Here is a 20,010-nt window from a genome sequence, read left to right on the forward strand (position 1 = left end):
AAGGGGTGGCTGAGGCCACCCCTTTTTTTATCCGTGATGCGGCTGCTCTTCGAGAGCCACCGGCCATTTGCGGAAGATCAGAATCGACCAGATCAATGCCGCCAGCGCGGGAATCGCCCCCAGATAACCAATCGCCGACATCGACAGATGAAGGCTGATTTGATTCCCCACCAGCGCGCCTGCGCCGATGCCGATATTGAAAATTCCTGAAAAGAGCGACATCGCCACGTCCGTGGCATCAGGCGCCAGCGCCAGCACTTTAACCTGCATGCCCAGGCCGATAATCATGATCGCCACGCCCCAGAAGATGCTCAGTATGGCCAGATGACTTTCGCTCTGCGCTGCGGGCATCAACAGCAACAGACACGCCAGGAGCAGGCCAATGGCGCTACTGACCAGCAGTGAGGCGTGTTTATTCCCGAGTTTCCCGAACAGCACGCTGCCGATAATCCCCGCGCCGCCCAGAATCAGCAGCAATACCGTGGCGAAGTTAGCGCTAAAGCCCGCGACCACCTGCACAAAGGGCTCGATGTAACTGTAAGCCGTGTAATGCGCGGTCACGACCACGACGGTCAGCAGATAAATGCTCATCAGCGCCGGGCGACGGAACAGCAGCGGCAGACTTTTCAGCGAGCCAGAATGTTCGCTCGGCAGCTTTGGCAGCAGCTTGATCAAACACAGCAGCGTAATCAGTGCACCCAGGCCAATCGCGAAGAAGGTGGTGCGCCAGCCAAAGTATTGCCCGACGATGCGGCCAATCGGCAGACCCAACACCATCGCCAGCGCCGTACCGGTCGCCAGCAGGCTGAGCGCCTGTGCGCGTTTACCGGCAGGTGCCAGACGGATGGCGAGCGAGGCAGTAATCGACCAGAAAATCGCGTGCGCAAAGGCAATACCAATGCGGCTTATCACCAGCACGTTAAAATTCCACGCCAGGAAAGAGAGCACATGGCTGGCGATAAACAGCACAAATAGACCGATCAGCAGTTTGCGGCGCTCCATCTGGCTGGTCAGCAGCATAAAAGGCAATGACATTAGTGCCACGACCCAAGCGTAAATCGTCAGCATAATGCCGACCTGCGCGGTTTCCATCTGGAAACTTTGGGCAATATCAGACAGCAGGCCAACTGGGACAAATTCAGTGGTATTAAAAATAAAAGCGGCAATGGCCAGCGTGACCACACGTAGCCACGCGACCTTGCGGGAAACCGTGTTAGTTGTCATAGGAATAAAACGTATTCGTTGCAGATAAGAAGAGAAAGCGATCTTAAAGCGTAAACTGGTTAAAAGACAATCATTATGTGACGCAGATCCCAAAATTTACGTTATCGAAATGGTAGCGCAGATCGTTGTTTTCACACAAGATGAGGGCAACACAACAAGAACAGGTGGTAAGACAATGCAGGAAATTGAATTTTATCTGGTTGATGCATTCAGCGATAAATCCTTTGGCGGTAATGCGGCGGCAGTCTGTCCGCTTGAAGAGTGGCTTCCTGATGAGACGCTGCTAAAGATGGCGCAGCAGCACAACCAGTCAGAAACGGCGTTTTTTGTTCGCACCGACGAGGGCTTTGCGCTGCGTTGGTTTACCACACAGTATGAAATTAACCTGTGCGGACATGCCACGCTCGCCGCGTCGCATGTGATTTTTGAATATCTCGATTATCCGCAGACCGAAATCGTCTTTTCAACGCGTTTTGTCGGCGATCTGACCGTCAAGCGCAACGGCGACTGGCTGACGCTGAATTTCCCGGCGTGGGAAAGCGAGACGGTGGTGAATCCGCCCGCACTGCTGTTCAGCGCGCTCGGTATTACCAGCGCAAAAGAGGTCCGCGCGGGTCGCGATTACATGGTGGTGCTAGAAAACCAGCAGCAGGTGGAGTCGTTGACGCCCGATATCGCGGCGATGATCCCGCTTGAGAAAATGGTCTGCGTGACAGCGCCTGGCGATGAATATGATTTTGTCAGCCGCTTTTTCTGCCCGGGAGAAGGGGTACCGGAAGATCCGGTCACCGGGTCAACGCACAGCATGCTGATCCCTTACTGGAGTGAAAAGCTCGGCAAAACGCAGATGACTGCTCGTCAGGTGTCTGCCCGTGGCGGCGATTTGCGCTGTGAGTTGCAGGGCAATCGGGTGCTGATTGGCGGTCAGGCTACGCTGTATCTGAAAGGGAAAATCTTCCTGCGTCAGTCGTGAGCCTCAAGGTAAACGGGCGATATTGGCCTTGATCACCTCGGCAGAGTGGCGGAATTTGACCTGTTCATCTTCCGCCAACTGCAATTCAATAATTTGCTGAACGCCGCTTTGCGCCAGTACGGCGGGCACCCCAATCGCCAATCCCTCCACACCATATTCTCCCTCCAGCACGCATGAGATCGCCAGCGCGCGGTGACTGCCGGTGAAAATATTACGGCAAATCTCAGCAATCGTGCCGGCAATGCCGTATTCCGTGCAGCCCTTGCGGTTGTAGATTTCGAAGCCCTGACGACGAACATTTTCGGCAAGCTGCTGACGGTCGAGCGTCTTGCCGGTGTGGCGCTGATAGACTTCGCCGATCGGTGAGCCGTAAACCGAGGAATGCGACCAAACCGGGAATTGCGTGTCGCCGTGCTCGCCGAGGATAAAGGCGTCAATGCTTTGTGCGCCAATATCCAGCGCTTGCGCCAGCGTGCGACGCAAACGCGTTGTATCGAGCCAAACGCCTGTGCCGATCACCTGGCTGCGCGGCAACCCCGACAGTTTCCACACCTGCCAGGTGATGATATCGCAGGGATTGGTGGCAATCAGAAAGATGCCGTTAAAGCCGTTTTCCATCATCTGCGGCACCAGATTTTTCACAATCCGCGCGGTATTAGCCAGCTCATCCAGACGCGTTTGACCGGGTTTCAGCGCCCCGCCCGACACGGTGATCACCGCGATATCCACATCCACGCAGTCGCGTGCGTCGCGCGTCGAAATGCTCATCATGCCCGGCATATACGCGGCGGCATCTGCCAGGTCCTGCGCGTGGCCTTCGGCGCGATCCCGGTTGAGATCCACCAGAATAAGCTCTTCACAGATATTCTGATTGAGCAGGGCATAGGCGGCAGACGCGCCCACGTTGCCTGCGCCAATAATCATCACTTTACGGGCTTTGGTATTCATGCGTTGTCCATTCAGTTTTACGGCGGCGATGACAAAATTACTGCGGTCTCCTGTCATCGCGCAACTGATGAACGCCATCATAAGTTAATACTATGAAGCGCTCATAAAGACGGGACGCTATCCTGGAATAAAAACAACAAAGGAGCCTGCCATGTATTCCATTACCTCTGAATCTGCCGCCCATCCGGATATTGTCTCGCTCATCGCCGCGCTTGATGCGTATCAGAGCGAACTTTATCCCGCTGAAAGCAATCATCTGCTCGATCTGACCCAACTCTCGACAGACAGCCTGATCATGATGGTGATCCGCGATCGCCAGCTTAATGCTGTGGGCTGCGGGGCGATTGTCTTAAACGGCGATGGTACCGGCGAGATGAAACGGGTTTATATCGATCCTACCCATCGCGGACAGCAGTTGGGTGAAAAACTGCTGGCTGCGCTGGAAGACGAGGCGTTGTCGCGGGGATGTCACACGCTGCGCCTCGAAACAGGCATTAAGCAGCACGCCGCTGTGCGGCTTTATGAAAATCACGGGTACGGTTTGTGTGAGGCGTTTGCCCCGTACGTCGCCGACCCGCTCAGCCTGTTTATGGAGAAGGCGCTGGTGGCTGACGTTCGTTTAGCAGTGCTATAAACGCCTCAAGCGGGCGCGTCATTGCCCCGCGTCGCCACACCAGCCAGGTCGTCAGCCAGCGCCAGTTTTCCGCCAGCGGCCAGGCTTCAACCTGATGATGCCCCGGCATGCTTTCGAGCATTGAGCGGGGCATCAGTGCAATACCCGCGCCAGCAATCACGCAGGCGAGCATCCCGTGATAAGACTCCATCTCGTGAATACGGCCCGGCATCGCACGGTCGGCATGAAACCAGCTTTCCAGATGACGCCGATACGAGCAGTTGGCGCGAAAAGCGTACACATCACAGCCGCTCACCTGTGTGGCGCGCGTCACCTTTGTGTGTCCGGCGGCCGCCACCAGCATCATCTCTTCCTGATACACCGGCATCCCGTCAAGTTCCGGGTGTGACAGCGGGCCATCAACAAACGCAGCACTCAATGTGCCTTCCAGCACGCCATCGATCATCGTGCCGGACGGGCCGGTAGAGAGGGCAAACTGAATACGCGGATAGCGCTGATTAAACTGCGCCAGCGATTCGGGAATGCGCACAGCTGCGGTGCTCTCCAGCGCGCCCAGCGCAAACAGCCCCTGCGGCTCATCACCGGAAACGACCATCCGCGCTTCATCCACCAGCGCCAGAATCTGTTTGCTGTAGCGCAAAAAATTGTGGCCGGCCGGAGAAAGCCGCAGGCGTTGATTCTCGCGGATAAACAGCTCAACGCCCAGGTCGGCCTCGAGCTGGCGAATGCGCGTTGTCAGATTCGACGGTACGCGATGCACCTTTTGCGCGGCCTGGGTGATGCTCCCGGTTTGGGCCACGGCGTTAAACATCTCAAGCTGTGTTAAATCCATGCCATTCTCGATTCGTGAATAAGTGGGTTAATATTATTCAGTTTTAAGAAATAGCAGAGTCGGCCACAATGAATCAACTTTTATTCCGTGGAGATCCTCATGACTCATTCCTCTGTCACTCACGCGTTGTCTGTTAACCCGGCGAATGGCGAAACGCTCGCGGCGTACCCGTGGGCGACGCAACACGACGTTGCCAGGGCTGTCGCACTTGCTGACGCAGGCTTTCGTCAGTGGCGCCATGAAAGCGTCGCGCACCGCGCACAAAAGCTGCGCGACCTGGGCGTGGCGATACGGACTCGCGCTGAAGAGATGGCGAAAATGATGACCCGCGAAATGGGCAAACCGATTGCGCAGGCGCGGGCCGAAGTGACCAAAACCGCCGCGCTTTGCGACTGGTATGCCCAGCACGGTCCGGCGATGCTGGAGGCTGAACCCACGCTTGTCGAAAATCAAAAAGCGTTCATTGCGTATCGACCGCTCGGCGCGATTTTGGCGGTGATGCCGTGGAATTTCCCGCTGTGGCAAGTGCTGCGCGGCGCGGTGCCCATTCTGCTGGCGGGTAACAGCTATCTGCTCAAGCATGCGCCCAACGTGCTCGGATCGGCCGATCTGATCGGTCAGATTTTCACTGACGCTGGTTTCCCAAAAGGTGTTTTCGGTTGGGTTAATGCCACCAATGACGGCGTCAGCCAGGCGATTAATGACAAACGTATTGCCGCCGTTACCGTGACCGGCAGCGTGCGTGCTGGGGCGGCGATTGGTGCGCAGGCTTCGGCGGCGTTGAAAAAATGCGTGCTGGAGTTGGGCGGTTCCGATCCGTTTATCGTGCTCAATGATGCCGATTTGGATCTGGCGGTGAAAGCCGCTGTGGCTGGGCGCTACCAGAATACCGGACAGGTTTGCGCGGCGGCCAAACGGTTTATCATTGAAGAAGGTATTGCCGCGCAGTTTACGGAACGTTTCGTTGCGGCGGCAGCGGCGCTGAAAATGGGCGCACCGGATGTGGAAGAGCACTATTTAGGACCGATGGCCCGCGCCGATCTTCGTGATGAATTGCACCAGCAAGTTCAGGCCACGCTTGCCGAAGGGGCAACGCTGTTGCTGGGTGGCGAGAAGATCGCGGGTAAAGGCAACTACTATGCTACGACGGTGCTGGGTAACGTCACGCCGGAAATGACCGCCTTTCGCCAGGAGCTGTTTGGCCCGGTGGCGACGATCACTGTCGCAAAAGATGCTGAACATGCGCTCGCGCTGGCCAATGACAGTGACTTTGGCCTGTCGGCGACGGTCTATACTGCCGATGAACAACGCGCCGAGTCATTTGCCCGTGACCTGGAGTGCGGTGGCGTGTTTATTAATGGCTTTAGCGCCAGCGATCCGCGCGTCGCATTTGGCGGTGTGAAGAAAAGCGGTTTTGGGCGCGAGCTGTCGCATTTCGGCCTGCATGAGTTTTGTAATATTCAGACGGTGTGGAAAGACCGCGTGTAACGTTTTTATCGCCGTCAAAAAGGCCTTCGTTATGAAGGCCTTTGTCATTTTTGTGTCATGGTTCTGTCATTTACGTTTCGTAGACTCGCACGCGTCTAACGTATTGTTACAGAAGAATATTATGAACCTAACGCAAATTTTCCGCCGGAGTGCGAAGCGCGGGATGCCGCGCCAGTTTGGTCTGCTGGCGGGCATCTTTTGTATTATCGGACTCTTTTCCGCACTGCAACTCTCCTCGTCGGTACTGCTGACGGCCTCTCTGCGCGACGCACAGCGTAATGAACAACAGAATCAGCTGACGCAACAGCAGCAGAGCAAACTGGATCTGGCGCGCGTTTCGCTATTAGCCGCAAGCGATCTGCTTAACCGCTCCGGCGTCTATTTTATGCAGGATAAAGAGACCGGCTCTGACGGGAGCTGGCACAGCCTGATGGATGACGCGCAGAAAGCCCTGAACGCCTCGCAGCAGGCCTGGAATGCATGGCTGGCGCTCCGTCCGCCAAAAGACGAGGCGCTGGTGAATAGCTATCAGCTCTTCTTCGGGGCCATCAACGAGCAGGCGGAAGGGCTGATTAAAACCAACTCGATTGACAGTTTTTTTGCCGTGCCTGCTCAGGCCTTCCAGACCGATTTCAACGATAACTTCGCCCGCTATCAGCTCGCCAGCGAGGAGCGCGCAGGCGTGGGCCGACAGTCGTTGATGGATCGATTATCAAACCTCCAGTCACTGTTCCTGCTCGCACCGATAGTGTTGCTCATGATTGCGATCCTGGTGTGGTTTGGGATGTCGCGCTGGGTCATCACTCCGCTGCGCGAGCTTATTGCGCATATCGACCGGCTCGCCGCAGGCGATCTGTCGGGAGCCGCGCCGGACGTTAAATGCTTTAACCGCGAGATAGGGCAGCTAAACGCCAGTATCACCACCATGCAAAATGGCTTGCAGCAGCTGGTAACAGAAGTGAGTAACGCCACCACGTCGATGGTCGAGAATATTGGCTCGCTGGCGGACGGCAATCAGAAACTGTATCAGCAGTCGGCGCGCCAGGCGCAAGAGCTTAACGAAGTCACCGCGCACATCGCTGCGCTGGAAACCCACGTCGAGGGCAATACCGGCTACGCGAACCTGGCGAGCACCCGCGCGAACGAAGCGCGACAGACGGCAGCCGGTGGGGACGCAATGATGTCTACGGTGAATGCGTCGATGCAGGCGATAGTCGAACGATCATCGGAGATGCGCGGGATCGTATCAATGATCGATAGCGTCGCGTTTCAGACCAACATCCTGGCGCTTAACGCGGCAATTGAGGCGGCCCATGCGGGTAATCAGGGGCGCGGCTTTGCTATTGTGGCGCGCGAAGTGGGAATGCTGGCGAAAAAGAGTAGCCATTCGACGCAGACTATTCAGGCGCTGATCAATCACTCGTTGCAGGGCATCGAGGACGGGTCAAAAGCGGTGGTCCGACTCGAAAACAATCTGCAGCAGGTCACCGAGCTGGTGGCGAATCTGAGCAGTTTGCTGGATGACATTTCGGCGGCGACGCTGAGTCAGGGCGACAGCATCCATCAGATGACGCGTCAGCTTCAGGCGCTTAATCAGGTGTCTCGCCAGACGGACGCACTGGTGACCACCGCGTCGGAGTCCTCACGCCGATTACACGATGAATCTTATCTGCTGATGCAGGCCGTTTCGCGCTTTCGTCTTCCAGCCTGACGCGATATATCAGCCTCTGTTATACTCACAGGCCGATTTTGGCCTGTGGGCAAGGAGCAGACTGTGGCTGCGGTCATTGATAATGAGATGCTGGACGATATTCTGGCGCAAGTTCGCCCGTTACTGGGGCAGGGAAAGGTCGCCGATTACATTCCCGCGCTCGCCTCGGTGAGCGGAAACAAACTGGCGATTGCCATTTGTACCGTGGAGGGGCAGCTTTATCAGGCCGGCGATGCCACCGAGCGCTTCTCTATTCAGTCCATCTCCAAAGTATTAAGCCTGGTCGCGGCAATGCGTCAGTACGAGGAAGATGAGATTTGGCAACGGGTCGGTAAAGATCCCTCTGGTCAGCCGTTTAACTCGCTGCTGCAGCTGGAAATCGAACAGGGGAAACCCCGTAATCCGTTTATTAACGCCGGGGCGCTGGTGGTGTGCGATATGCTGCAAAGCCGCCTTAGCGCGCCGCGTCAGCGCATGCTGGAAATTGTACGCCAGCTGAGCGGCGTATCCGATCTGAGCTACGACGCCAACGTTGCACGCTCTGAATTTGAACATTCTGCGCGTAATGCTGCGATTGCCTGGCTGATGAAATCCTTCGGTAATTTCCACAACGATGTCGCTACGGTGCTGCAGAACTATTTCCACTATTGCGCGCTGAAGATGAGCTGCGTGGAAATGGCGCGCACGTTTCTGTTTCTGGCCGATAAGGGCTATTCCTCGCACCACGCGCAGGCGGTGGTGACCCCAATGCAGGCGCGTCAGGTGAATGCGCTTATGGCGACCAGCGGGATGTATCAGAATGCCGGTGAATTTGCGTGGCGCGTTGGGCTGCCTGCAAAATCGGGCGTCGGCGGCGGCGTGGTCGCGATTGTGCCGCATGAGATGGCGATTGCCGTGTGGAGCCCGGAACTGGATGACACCGGTAATTCCCTTGCGGGCGTCGCGGTACTTGAAAAGCTGACCCAGCGTCTTGGTCGATCCGTTTACTGATGAATACCCTCGATCTTCTTTTTGCCCGTCTGGCGCGGTCGACGTTTCGCTCGCGCTTTCAACTGGGCACCAAAGAGCGACAATACTGCTGGGACAAAGGCGCGGACATGATCGACTCACATGCCGCGGACTTTATCGCCCGTCGCCTGGCTCCCGCGCAGCCGGTAAATGATGGTAAGCAGACACCCATGCGCGGTCACCCGGTGTTTATTGCCCAACACGCCACCGCAACGTGCTGTCGCGGTTGTCTGGCGAAGTGGCACCAGATACCCCAGGGACAAGCGTTAGATGCCGATCAACAGGCTTATATTGTGACCGTTATCCACCATTGGCTAGTCCTGCAAATGAACCCTAAACATTGAGAGTTTATTTTCACGGGGTAGGCATGTTACAGATACATGCTAGTCTTTGATTATTCCTGCTGATGGCCGCTAAATGATTGCGTTAAGCGATTATATGGATTGATATTTAATGCGTTCTTCCTTGCTCTCGTTTAAGCCGTTCCTGCCCGACAACACCCTGCGAAATGCAGTCACTATTTTTGCTCTCACCACGCTGTTTTATTTTATCGGTGCAGAATTGCGCCTTGTGGAAGCGCTCTCACTCTTCTGGCCGCTGAACGGCGTCATGGCAGGGGTGTTCGCCCGCTATGCGTATCTCAATCGCCCGCGTTACTACGCCGTCTCCTATATCGCGATGCTGATGTATGACGCGGTAACGACCAACTGGGGCATTGCCTCCGTGGTGATCAATTTTTCCAATATGGTCTTTATTGTCACGGTGGCTCAGTTGGTCATGCGGGACGCACAAATGGGGCGCAAAACCCCCGATCCGATTAATGCCCTGCGGCTGTTTAACTATTGTCTGATTGCTGCGCTGCTCTGCGCGCTGGTGGGGGCGATGGGGTCCGTGGGCATCGACAGTCTGACCTTCTGGCCGCTGTATGCCGACTGGTTTAGCGAGCAGTTTTCAACGGGCGTGCTCATTTTACCCTGTCTGTTGACTGTCAAAGTGCCGAAGATGAATCGTTCAGTGCCGGTTGAGCATTTCTTGCCTGTGCTGGCGCTGGTGGTGTCGGTGATTGCCTCGGTGTTAATTGGCGGTGCGGGCAGTCTGGCATTCCCGTTGCCCGCGCTTATCTGGTGTGCCGTCCGTTATTCACTCCCGGCGACCTGCTTGCTGACGTTCCTGACCGGTGGGATTGAAATCATCCTGGTGGCCAATTCCATTATCGATATTGCCGTCGCCACGCCGCTGTCTACGCCGATGATGTTCTCTGCGCGCCTGGGGATTGCCACCATGGCGATTTGTCCGATCATGGTTTCCGTGAGCGTAGCGGCGATCAATTCGCTTATTCGTCAGGTTTCTCTGCGAGCCGATTACGATTTTCTCACGCGTGTTTACTCTCGTTCAGGCCTGTATGAGGCGCTGAAGCAGGAAGAATCCCATCGGCATCCCCGCTTTTTAACGGTCATGCTGCTGGATATTGATTACTTCAAAAGCATCAACGACAACTATGGTCATGAGTGCGGCGATAACGTGCTGGCCGCCTTTGCCGGGAAAGTACAGCAGGTGGTAGGCGAAGACGGGATCGTTGCGCGTATGGGTGGCGAAGAGTTTGCGGTAGTGGTGGATTCGGTCGATACGCAGCAGGGCTTAGCGCTGGCTGAAAGAATTAGAGAAACTATTGCTTCACAGCCTTTTATCTGGCGTCAGCAACGGCTATTTTTAACGGTGAGTATTGGTCTTGGCAGCGCAAAAGCTGAATCCTGGCAACTGACGGATGTGTTTAACAGGCTGATGGCTGAAGCCGACGACTATCTCTATCGTTCGAAAAAAGCTGGGCGTAATCGTAGCAGTGCGCGTCAACTGAACGATCTGCCGACGGTCGACGCGCAAAAAGATCCCGAACGCGTGTAACCGTCACCATCCCAGGCAGAATGCGGCACAGATGTTATCAATATGCGTATATAATTGTTGCCTGTTATTTTTAAGCTCAATAAGATACCCGAGATTTCACATCGGAAAAAACGCAGCATGAACGGAATGGGCAAACTGAGTAAACTGCATCGCTTACCAGGGAATCGGTTTGTCAAACGTATGTTTTTGATGCGTATCCTTGGCACATTTCTCTGTTTTATTCCTATTCTTACCGTCCTGATTGAACAACAACGTTCAGAATGGCTAATGGTTTTACTCGCCTTGAATGCCTTTGTCTGGCCGACCGTGGCCTGGCAACATGCCAGTCGATCCTCAACGCCGCTGGTGACTGAGCATCATAATCTAGTGGTGGATGCCGCAGCGGGCGGATTCTGGATAGCGATGATGGTGGTGAATCCGTTGCCCTCGGTGGTGATTGCCACCATCCTGCTGGCGGATCGGCTCTCCGCGGGCGGTTTTGTCCTGATGAGAAAAGCCGCTGTCGCGATGCTGGTGGTGTTTCTCGCGGCCTGGCTGGTGCAAGGAATGCCCTTTGCCATCGTCGTTTCTCAGCAAACCATGTTTGCCACGCTGCCGTTAATTGCTATCTATGTCATTGCCCTGAGCGTGTTGACGGACAGTATTGCGATCCGCTTGCGTGTTAAATCTCGCGAGCTGGAGCGGATCGCGATGATGGATCCGTTGCTGGACATTGCTAACCGACGCTTACTGGAAAAACGCATCGAGAAAGAGCTTAAAAGGCTGCAACATGCCAGTCGTGAATCGGCGCTGATGTTTATCGATATCGATAATTTTAAAGATGTGAACGATCGTTTTGGCCATAAAGTGGGGGATACGATGCTGGCGACGGTGTCGGAGATTCTGCATCTGGCCACCCGACAGACGGATACCCCGGCGCGCCTGGGCGGCGATGAATTTGTCATCCTGCTGCCGAACACCTCAATTGAAGAAGCGTACGTGGTGGCGTCGCGAATCATGGAGGCCGCTGCGGTTATGGAAGATGTGGCGGAAGAAGCGATTAATTGTACGTTAAGTATCGGTATTGCGGGTGCAACACGTGACATGGAAAATGTCACCGATTGGTTGCAGGCCGCGGACACCGCTCTTTATCAGGCCAAACGCGGCGGTAAAAATCGAATTTACGCCCACTGACAAGTCGCTTGTTTAGGCTAAGCTATTAAAAAGCTGAGTGTCAGGAGACATTATGAAAGCGCCTGCAATTCCTGCTAATGAATCTGAACGTCTGCTCGCCCTGCGTGAGTCCGGGCTTCTGGAGTCGAATCATCATCAGCCTTATGACCGGATCAGTCGTCTGGCGAAACGCCTGTTTAACGTACCCGTGGCGACGGTCAATTTGATTGATGAACGCTCACAGGTGACGATGTCGACGGAAGGCACCATGGCGGCGGGCTTGCCGCGAAACGTCTCTTTTTGCGGGCACGCCATTCTGGATAACGTTCCGCTGGTGGTCCCTGATACGCATCTTGACGCCCGTTTTCGCGATAATCCGCTGGTCACCGGAACGCCCGGTGTGCGTTTTTACGCTGGGGTTCCGCTCTCTTTACCCAACGGGGCACTCGTCGGGACGCTGTGTCTGCTGGATTATGTTCCTCGCGAAATGAGCCCTAATGACCTGACGGCACTTAACGATCTCGCCGCGCTGGCAGAAGATGAGTTTGCCGCAGCCTGCGCTGCAACGACCGATGAATTGACGAGATTGTTTAACCGGCGCGGGTTTAACCAGTTTGCGGCATTTGCGCTTTACGGTGCCAGACGACGCGCAGAACCGTTAACACTCGCCTGGATGGATCTGGACCGCTTCAAGCAGATTAACGAACGTTACGGGCACGCTGAGGGCGATGTTGCGCTAAAAGCGATGGCAGAACTGATGCGTGGCTCATTCCGTGAGGCGGACTTGTTGGTGCGCTACGGCGGCGATGAGTTTGCGGTGCTGTTTGCGGATACGGACGAGCAGGGGGCGTGGATCGCGATGCAGTTTTTAAACGAACAGGTGGCGAACTACAATCAGCGCGGCCTGCATCCGTGGAGCCTCACTTTTTCCTGGGGTGTGTGTGAATTTGACCATCAGCAGAACGATCTCCAGCACTGGCTGCAAATTGCCGATGAAAAGATTTCCGCCATGAAACAGCAGTTCGCAGTCGGGCATTAACATCACAAAGACCTATGGCCGGTCAACTTGCGTTAAGTCATTGTTAATAGCAATGTGTTGGGGTCACTTTACAAGGAAACCCTATGACCCCGTCAATGTCTGTTCACTCGTTCTCCCAGGATGAAATCCTCTCTCATATTGATGCCCTGGCCGATATTCTTGCCAACTGCGTGAACGGCGGGGCCTCGGTCAGTTTTATGCTACCTTTTTCTCATCATGATGCGTGCGCGTTCTGGCGCGGCGTTGCCGAAAGCGTTGGCCGCCAGGAGCGTACCGTGCTGGTATGTCGCGACGAGCAAGGCGAGCTTTTAGGCACCGTACAACTCCTGACCGATCAACCAGAAAATCAGCCGCATCGCGCCGATGTCGCGAAGCTACTGGTTCATGAAAAAGCGCGTCGCCGCGGTATCGCCATGGCATTGATGGAAGCGCTTGAAGCTGTCGCCAGAGAGCAGGGTAAAACCGTTCTGGTGCTGGATACCGCAAGCGGCAGCGGTGCGGAAAGCTTCTATGTGCGTGGGGGGTGGATAAGCGTGGGCGAAATCCCAGATTACGCGCTGATGCCAGACGGCGAAATGACGGCGACAACTGTGTTCTATAAGTTTTTATAATTTATTTCGCAATTGCTGCAGGAATTGATCAAAACAGGGTTTCATGGTCGAAAAGTTTGATAAGTTATTGGACCAATCTTATCGGGCTGTATGACTAATTAAAAAAGGAACCCCATTGTGAACACTCTCAACCGTCGTGATTTCCCCGGTGCGCTCTATCCTGAACGTATCATTCAGTTTGGTGAAGGTAACTTCCTGCGTGCGTTCATCGACTGGCAGATCGACCTGTTGAACGAACATACCGATCTGAACTCAGGCGTTGTGATTGTCCGCCCAATCCAGAGTGATTTCCCGCCTTCACTCAGCACCCAGGATGGTTTGTATACCACTATCATTCGTGGTCTGAATGAGCAGGGCGAAGCGGTGAGCGATGCGCGTCTTATCCGCTCCGTGAACCGTGAAATCAGTGTTTACAGCCAGTATGACGAATTCCTGAAGCTTGCGCACAATCCTGACATGCGCTTTGTCTTCTCCAACACTACGGAAGCGGGTATTAGCTACCATGCGGAAGACAAATTTGACGATACGCCAGCCGTCAGTTATCCCGCCAAACTCACCCGTTTGCTGTTCGAGCGCTTCAGCCATTTCAACGGTGCGGCCGATAAAGGTTGGGTCATTATTCCGTGCGAACTGATTGATTATAATGGCGATGCCCTGCGTGAACTGGTGCTCCGTTATGCGCAAACGTGGGAACTGCCTGCAGAATTTACGCAATGGTTGAACGATGCCAACGCCTTCTGTTCAACGCTGGTTGACCGCATTGTGACAGGGTATCCGCGTGACGAAGTTACTGCGCTTGAAACAGAGCTGGGCTATCACGATGGCTTCCTGGATACCGCCGAGCACTTCTATCTGTTTGTCATCCAGGGACCTAAGTCCCTGGCCAGCGAACTGCGTCTGGACAAACTTTCGCTGAACGTACTGATTGTTGACGACATCAAGCCGTATAAAGAACGTAAAGTCGCGATCCTGAACGGGGCGCACACCGCGCTGGTTCCTGTCGCCTTCCAGGCGGGTCTGGACACCGTTGGTGAGGCCATGAACGACGCAGAGGTGTGTGCGTTTGTGGAAAAAGCCATTTATCAGGAAATTATTCCGGTACTCGATTTGCCGAAAGATGAGCTGGAATCCTTCGCCAGTGCGGTGACAGGGCGTTTCCGTAACCCGTACATTAAGCATCAGCTGTTATCGATTGCGTTGAACGGCATGACAAAATACCGTACCCGCATCCTGCCTCAACTGCTGGCAGGGCAGAAGGCTACTGGCAAATTACCGGCGCGTCTGACGTTTGCTCTGGCTGCGCTGATTGCGTTCTATCGCGGGGAGCGCAACGGCGAAAGCTATCCGGTGCAAGATGACCAACCCTGGCTTGATCGGTATCATCAGCTGTGGGCCCAACATCACGACAAACAGATCAGCACCAGCGAACTGGTCAAAGCGGTTCTGAGCGTGAGCGAGCATTGGGAACAAGACCTGACGAACGTCAGCGGATTGGTAGAACAAGTTACGCTCGACCTGGATGCGATTTTGCTTCAGGGAATGCGGACTGCGGTAAAACAGCTCTGCTAATCTCTCTCCCGGCTCCGGCCGGGTTTTTTAAAAAAGACGCGTTAGTTACAACATACTATTATTCAGGCTTTTAAAAAACACACTTCAGCATCGTGCAATTATTTGTCTATCAGAAGGGTATTGCAATATCCTGGTAACAAGCTTGCAACGGTGACGGCGATCACGTTTAATAGTCGCGCTCTTTATTTGCCTGAAGCTGACTATGATTGTTCGTCCTCAACAGCACTGGCTGCGCCTGATTTTTGTCTGGCACGGTTCTGTCCTGTCTAAAATTTTTACCCGGCTGTTTCTCAACTTCCTGTTATCAATTGCCGTTGTCCTGACGTTACCCTGGTACTCGTCGCTGGGCTTCAAGCTGACCGTTGCGCCATTCAGTATTCTTGGTGTGGCGATCGCTATTTTCCTCGGTTTTCGCAATAACGCCTGTTATTCGCGCTACGTCGAAGCTCGCCAGCTTTGGGGGCAGTTGATGATAGCGTCACGCTCGTTGTTTCGCGAGGTGAAAAACACATTACCGGACGATCCGCATCTGGGTGAGTTTGTGCGTCTGCAAATTGCTTTCGCCCATTGTTTACGCATGACGTTGCGCCGACAACCACAGGCTGAAAGGCTGGCACGCTATCTCAGTGCAGAACACCTGCGTGCGGCGATGGACTCTCAATCACCGGCGAACCGAATCCTGCTGATCATGGGCGAATGGCTGGCCATCCGCCGCAGAGAAGGGCAGTTGTCGGATATTCTTTTCCACAGTTTGAATAATCGACTGAATGATATGTCGGTGGTGCTGGCGGGTTGCGAGCGCATCGCCAATACGCCCGTCCCGTTTGCCTACACGCTGATTTTGCATCGCACCGTCTATTTGTTCTGCATCATGCTGCCGTTTGCGCTGGTTGGCGATCTGCATTACATGACGCCGTTCATCTCCGTTCTGGTTTCTTATACCTTCATTGCACTCGATGCTCTGGCTGAAGAGCTGGAAGAACCGTTTGGTATCGAAAACAATGATTTGCCGCTCGATGCAATATGCAATGCGATGGAAATCGATCTGCTGCAAATGAACGATGAGTCGGAAATCCCGGCACGACTGTTACCCGACAGACGCTATCAGCTGACGTAATGAACATTCAGGAACGCTTTAGGGCGTTCCACTCTTCGCGTGTGATTTCCCAAAGCTCAGAATCCAGCTCGCCGCAGACGTAGGCTTTCTTTTCAGTTTTCACCAGACGCATGCCGCTGCTCGCGGAAATCCGCTGTGAACGATCGTTGATGGGGTCAGTTTGGATATCGAAAATTATTGTACGTTAAGGTCGTTTTTTGACCTTCCTACTTTAGCTGGCCGCAGCCGACGAAACTTACCGGAAGCCGGTATCCGGTTGCTTTTCCAGATATAATCGCCTGTAAGATTGATGTGTTCCCAGCCTAGCGGGGACAAATGCGACAGCAGTTGCTCGTTGATCTTCATCCCTTTACGCTTCAGGGCATCGACCGCTCTTTCCATATAGACGGTATTCCACAGCGAGATAGCTGCCGTCAGCAGCGTCAGTCCGCTGGCGCGGTAGCTCTGATTTTCCGGTTTACGATCCCTGATTTCACCCAGACGGTGCAGGAATACCGCGCGCGCCAGCGCGTTACGGGCCTCTCCTTTATTCAGTCCCGCCTGGACCCGCCGACGAAGTGCCGGATCGCGAAACCAGTCGAGCATAAACAGCGTTCGTTCAATACGGCCAATTTCCCTCAGTGCTTTGGCAAGTCCGTTTTGCTTGGGGTAGCTGGCAAGCTTTTTCAGCATCAGGGATGCCGTCACGGTTCCCTGCTTTATCGAGGTTGCCAGGCGCAGCACTTCACGCCAGTGAATTTCGATCTCTTTCAGATTCAGGCTGGTTGTTGATATCAGTGACTGAAGCGCCGGGTACTGGTCTGCTTTCCCTTTGATAAACAGCTTCTTGTCGTGGAGATCCCTGATTCGTGGACAGAACGCAAAGCCCAGCAGATGCATCAGGGCAAAGACATGATCGGTGAAACCAGCTGTATCGGTGTAATGCTCCCTGATTTCCAGGTCGCTTTCGTGATACAGCAAGCCATCGAGAACATGGGTTGAATCCCTGACCCGACTTATTATGCAGGTATAAAACGGGCTGTATTGATCCGAAATATGGGTATAAAACTGACGTCCAGGCTCCTGCCCGTATTTCGGGTTAACCTGCCCTGCGTAGCGGCCTGAGCTTCCTGTTCTGAAATTCTGGCCATCTGATGATGAGGTTGTCCCGTCTCCCCAGAATGCCGCCAGCCGTCTTTTCCCCTGCGCGTTTACCAGCTCTGCGAGGGCAGCTGAATAGGTTTCATCGCGGATGTACCATGCCTGGATATCTTCCAGTGATGATTTGGTGCTTCCGGGGCAGGCTTCCGCCATTTTGGTCAGACCAAGATTGATGCCATCCGCAAGGATGGTGGTGAGGAGCAGGCGGGTATCGGGACGGGTAATGTCATTTTTTATATGCGAAAAATGTCGGGTAAACGTCGTCCAGCTGTTTACCTCGTCGAGAATTTCCGTGATTTTAGGTCGCGGTAGCATGCTGTAAACCAGCTCTGCCAGCGGTGAAACCTGTGTCGGAACGCAGTTATCCAGCGGAGAGACTTTTACGCCCTTGTCGGATATTTCCACATCGGGCAGTTCACCAAGGGCTGCCATAGCATTGACCTCTTCAAGTCTGGACTGAAGCAGAGTCATACGGCTGGCAATGTACTCATGATAATCAGCAGATACGGGCAGTGGCAGCGCCGGTGTGAGTTTGTCAAAGTCCTTTTCGGGAATGAGGTAATCATCAAAATTTTTGTAGCGGCGTGAGCCTTTAACCCAGATGTCCCCGGAGCGCAACGCTCCCTTAAGCTCGCTGAGCGCACAAAATTCATAATACTGCCGGTCAATACCCGCAGGTGTAATCAGCACCTTGCGCCAGCTTTCAGGGACAAACTCAAGCGGCGCAGTCGCCGGAACTTTACGTGACTGCTTCCGGTACATATCCTTGATCACAACCAGCGCATCAGCCAGAGGTTGTGCTGCCGGGGTTGCGACTAACTGTAAAGCGGACAACATGCGCGGGGCATATTTCCGTAATGTGCTGTATTTCTCAGTAATAATATGCAGCGGGTCAAAATTATTTTTTCTGGCGAGATGGCGTGTTTCCTCCAGACTGGCGACAAATTCAGGCCACGGGAGTATGTTTTCTATTGCGAGCCATGGATCACCACCGGAGTCGCGGGCATCAGACAGCGCCTGACCAACATCGATGTACTGCCTCAGTTTGGACTGGATCAGCTTTCCGGTCTGCTGAAGGCGCTCAGCCTGTGTTCTTTTGGCTTTGCTGAAAAGGCTGTTCAGCATTCGCTCATGCAGCTCAATCACTTCGTCTGTCAGTGTGGCTCTGGCTTCTTCCAGCACGCAGACCAGGATCGCATGACGGCGGGCTGCTGAAAATCGGGTCAAATCCCGGCTACTCATCTTTCGGCCTTCCTGCGCCAGTTTCAGCAACCGGTTCTGGTGAATGGTACGATCTATACCTTCAGGTAATGCCAGCGATTCAATGCTGCTGAGCCGATCAAGATGTTGCAGCACGTTCTTACCATTGATTTTACCCGGCGGTTGCAGAAGCCATGTCAGCCTGGAAGGCTGATTGTCTGATTGTCTGATGACTCAAGTAAACGATCCAGAGCATCCCTGTGCGCCGGAGTTAACGGGGCATTCAGAGTCTGAAATACGATTTTATCTCCGCCAGCCATGGCCTCCGCACAGGTACGCTCCACGACATCAATTGCGGGAATTATCACGTTGTTCTGCCGGAGCCAGACCAGTAACTCTTCGGCCAGGAGAATACCTTTATCGGTGCGCGTCGCCATCGACAACAGGTGCGTAATACAGTCCTGCTGTATTTTGCCGGTGAACGCCTTTACGCCAAGAAAGCGGTACAGTTCGGTTAAATGTTCGCGTCGCGTGGTTTCCCTGCCGGAAAGGTAAGCAGGCCAGAGATCCCAGGTAAGTTTTAGCCTGCTGGCGATATGCTTCAGCAGCGCATCAGAGGGTGGGATTTTTTTATCCGGAGCAAAGCCGACATTTTTCAGGTAGCAAAGAAGGACGGCAAAACCAAAACGGCTGGCAGGCTTGCGGTGAGCACTGATAAGTGCCAGATCATGCTCACTGAAATAGGCCATTCGGGTCAGCATTAACTCATCGTCCGGTAATGCCAGTAATGATTCTCTTTCCGACAGAGAAAGAATCTGCCTCCTTGCCATATAGTTTCCCTCATAAATTATTCGATGCGGTATTTTTAACAAAAATGGTTATGGCATAAGGGTACACCCTGATGCCATAACCAAAACGTGACGACATACAATGAATGACATAACCTATATGCGATAGATTAAATGCAATAACTTAAATGCGATAATGTGGTGAAAAAATGTTCATCAGAGCTTATTTGAGGGCATCGACGGAAGATCAGTTCGCCGATCGGGCAAAAGAGATGCTGGAGCAGTTCGTCCAGGAGCGGGGACATAAAATCGCCAGCTACTATCGTGAAAACATCAGTGGGACAAAACTTGACCGTCCTGAGCTGGGACGCTTACTGATGGACAGTCACCGCAATGATATTTTGCTGGTCGAACAGATAGACCGCCTGACCCGTCTGAGCAACAGCGACTGGTTGACGCTGAAAAAGCAGATCGAACAACACGAGCTGCGGATTGTCAGCCTGGATGTGCCCACGTCATGGCAGGCGCTGTCAGATAAAGACCCTTCGCAGGCTGACCCAATCACCCGTGCCGTGATAACTGCCATCAATAACATGCTTATCGACCTGATGGCCGCAATGTCGCATAAGGACTGGCTGAGCCGGCGCCAGCGACAGAAGCAAGGGATTGAACGG

Annotated in this window: 16 protein-coding genes and 2 pseudogenes; 13 read left to right on the forward strand and 5 right to left on the reverse strand. The window is 54.1% G+C overall.

Translation table 11 applies throughout. From position 1 onward, the window contains the following. Window positions 1–27 precede the first annotated feature (27 nt). Window positions 28–1,224, reverse strand: a complete 1,197-nt coding sequence (locus ACKI5T_RS11730) for a sugar transporter (protein WP_407437561.1) — start codon at window positions 1,222–1,224, stop codon at window positions 28–30. Between the two features lie 175 nt (window positions 1,225–1,399). Between ACKI5T_RS11730 and ACKI5T_RS11735 the strand changes: the two genes are divergently transcribed. Next, window positions 1,400–2,197, forward strand: a complete 798-nt coding sequence (locus tag ACKI5T_RS11735; RefSeq protein ID WP_407437563.1) for a PhzF family phenazine biosynthesis protein — start codon at window positions 1,400–1,402, stop codon at window positions 2,195–2,197. A gap of 3 nt (window positions 2,198–2,200) precedes the next feature. Here ACKI5T_RS11735 and ACKI5T_RS11740 read toward each other — a convergent pair whose 3' ends face one another. Beyond that, window positions 2,201–3,145, reverse strand: coding sequence for an L-lactate dehydrogenase (locus tag ACKI5T_RS11740; RefSeq protein ID WP_407437565.1), 945 nt, complete (start codon window positions 3,143–3,145; stop codon window positions 2,201–2,203). A 151-nt stretch (window positions 3,146–3,296) separates the two neighbouring features. Here ACKI5T_RS11740 and ACKI5T_RS11745 point away from each other — a divergent pair, with 151 nt between their 5' ends. Next, entirely contained in the window at window positions 3,297–3,779 is a 483-nt protein-coding gene (locus ACKI5T_RS11745) for a GNAT family N-acetyltransferase (protein ID WP_407437567.1), read from the forward strand. Here the strand turns inward: ACKI5T_RS11745 and ptrR are convergent. Beyond that, window positions 3,733–4,611 carry a putrescine utilization regulator PtrR gene (gene ptrR / locus ACKI5T_RS11750; protein ID WP_407437570.1) on the reverse strand — a complete coding sequence of 293 codons (879 nt, stop codon included), beginning with the start codon at window positions 4,609–4,611 and terminating at the stop codon, window positions 3,733–3,735. The genes ACKI5T_RS11745 and ptrR overlap by 47 nt on opposite strands. A gap of 99 nt (window positions 4,612–4,710) precedes the next feature. Between ptrR and sad the strand changes: the two genes are divergently transcribed. The 10 genes from sad (at window position 4,711) to ACKI5T_RS11800 (ending at window position 16,208) form a co-directional block, all read left to right on the forward strand. Then, complete coding sequence (gene sad, locus ACKI5T_RS11755) at window positions 4,711–6,099, forward strand: succinate-semialdehyde dehydrogenase (RefSeq protein ID WP_407437572.1); 1,389 nt, start codon at window positions 4,711–4,713, stop codon at window positions 6,097–6,099. A 121-nt stretch (window positions 6,100–6,220) separates the two neighbouring features. After that, entirely contained in the window at window positions 6,221–7,810 is a 1,590-nt protein-coding gene (locus ACKI5T_RS11760; RefSeq protein WP_407437574.1) for a methyl-accepting chemotaxis protein, read from the forward strand. Between the two features lie 63 nt (window positions 7,811–7,873). Beyond that, complete coding sequence (gene glsB, locus ACKI5T_RS11765) at window positions 7,874–8,800, forward strand: glutaminase B (RefSeq protein ID WP_407437576.1); 927 nt, start codon at window positions 7,874–7,876, stop codon at window positions 8,798–8,800. Further along, window positions 8,800–9,162, forward strand: a complete 363-nt coding sequence (locus ACKI5T_RS11770; RefSeq protein WP_407437578.1) for a DUF4186 domain-containing protein — start codon at window positions 8,800–8,802, stop codon at window positions 9,160–9,162. Before glsB ends, ACKI5T_RS11770 begins: the two co-directional genes overlap by 1 nt. A gap of 109 nt (window positions 9,163–9,271) precedes the next feature. Next, the gene (locus ACKI5T_RS11775; protein WP_407437580.1) at window positions 9,272–10,720 is read left to right on the forward strand and encodes a diguanylate cyclase domain-containing protein; all 1,449 of its coding nucleotides are present in this window, start codon (window positions 9,272–9,274) and stop codon (window positions 10,718–10,720) included. A 180-nt stretch (window positions 10,721–10,900) separates the two neighbouring features. Continuing rightward, window positions 10,901–11,893, forward strand: a complete 993-nt coding sequence (locus ACKI5T_RS11780; RefSeq protein WP_407437602.1) for a diguanylate cyclase — start codon at window positions 10,901–10,903, stop codon at window positions 11,891–11,893. A 52-nt stretch (window positions 11,894–11,945) separates the two neighbouring features. Beyond that, on the forward strand, window positions 11,946–12,911 hold the full coding sequence (locus tag ACKI5T_RS11785) for a sensor domain-containing diguanylate cyclase (protein WP_407437582.1): 966 nt from the start codon (window positions 11,946–11,948) through the stop codon (window positions 12,909–12,911). 83 nt (window positions 12,912–12,994) lie between these two features. Beyond that, a complete protein-coding gene (locus ACKI5T_RS11790; protein ID WP_407437584.1) occupies window positions 12,995–13,522 on the forward strand; it encodes a GNAT family N-acetyltransferase in 528 nt (175 codons plus the stop codon). Window positions 13,523–13,639: 117 nt separating this feature from the next. Next, window positions 13,640–15,091, forward strand: coding sequence for a tagaturonate reductase (locus tag ACKI5T_RS11795; RefSeq protein ID WP_407437586.1), 1,452 nt, complete (start codon window positions 13,640–13,642; stop codon window positions 15,089–15,091). Window positions 15,092–15,293: 202 nt separating this feature from the next. After that, on the forward strand, window positions 15,294–16,208 hold the full coding sequence (locus ACKI5T_RS11800; RefSeq protein ID WP_407437587.1) for a bestrophin family protein: 915 nt from the start codon (window positions 15,294–15,296) through the stop codon (window positions 16,206–16,208). Between the two features lie 7 nt (window positions 16,209–16,215). Here ACKI5T_RS11800 and ACKI5T_RS11805 read toward each other — a convergent pair. Then, window positions 16,216–16,356 (reverse strand): annotated as a pseudogene (locus ACKI5T_RS11805) (GNAT family N-acetyltransferase); the annotation flags it as partial. A 36-nt stretch (window positions 16,357–16,392) separates the two neighbouring features. Then, a pseudogene (locus ACKI5T_RS11810) lies at window positions 16,393–19,378 on the reverse strand (Tn3 family transposase). Between the two features lie 167 nt (window positions 19,379–19,545). On the opposite strand from ACKI5T_RS11810, the gene ACKI5T_RS11815 reads away from it, so the two are divergent. Further along, the coding region (locus ACKI5T_RS11815; protein ID WP_407437589.1) for a recombinase family protein at window positions 19,546–20,010 on the forward strand (465 nt) is incomplete at its 3' end.

It is taken from the genome of Lelliottia sp. (assembly GCF_045627565.1).
GTDB lineage: Bacteria > Pseudomonadota > Gammaproteobacteria > Enterobacterales > Enterobacteriaceae > Enterobacter.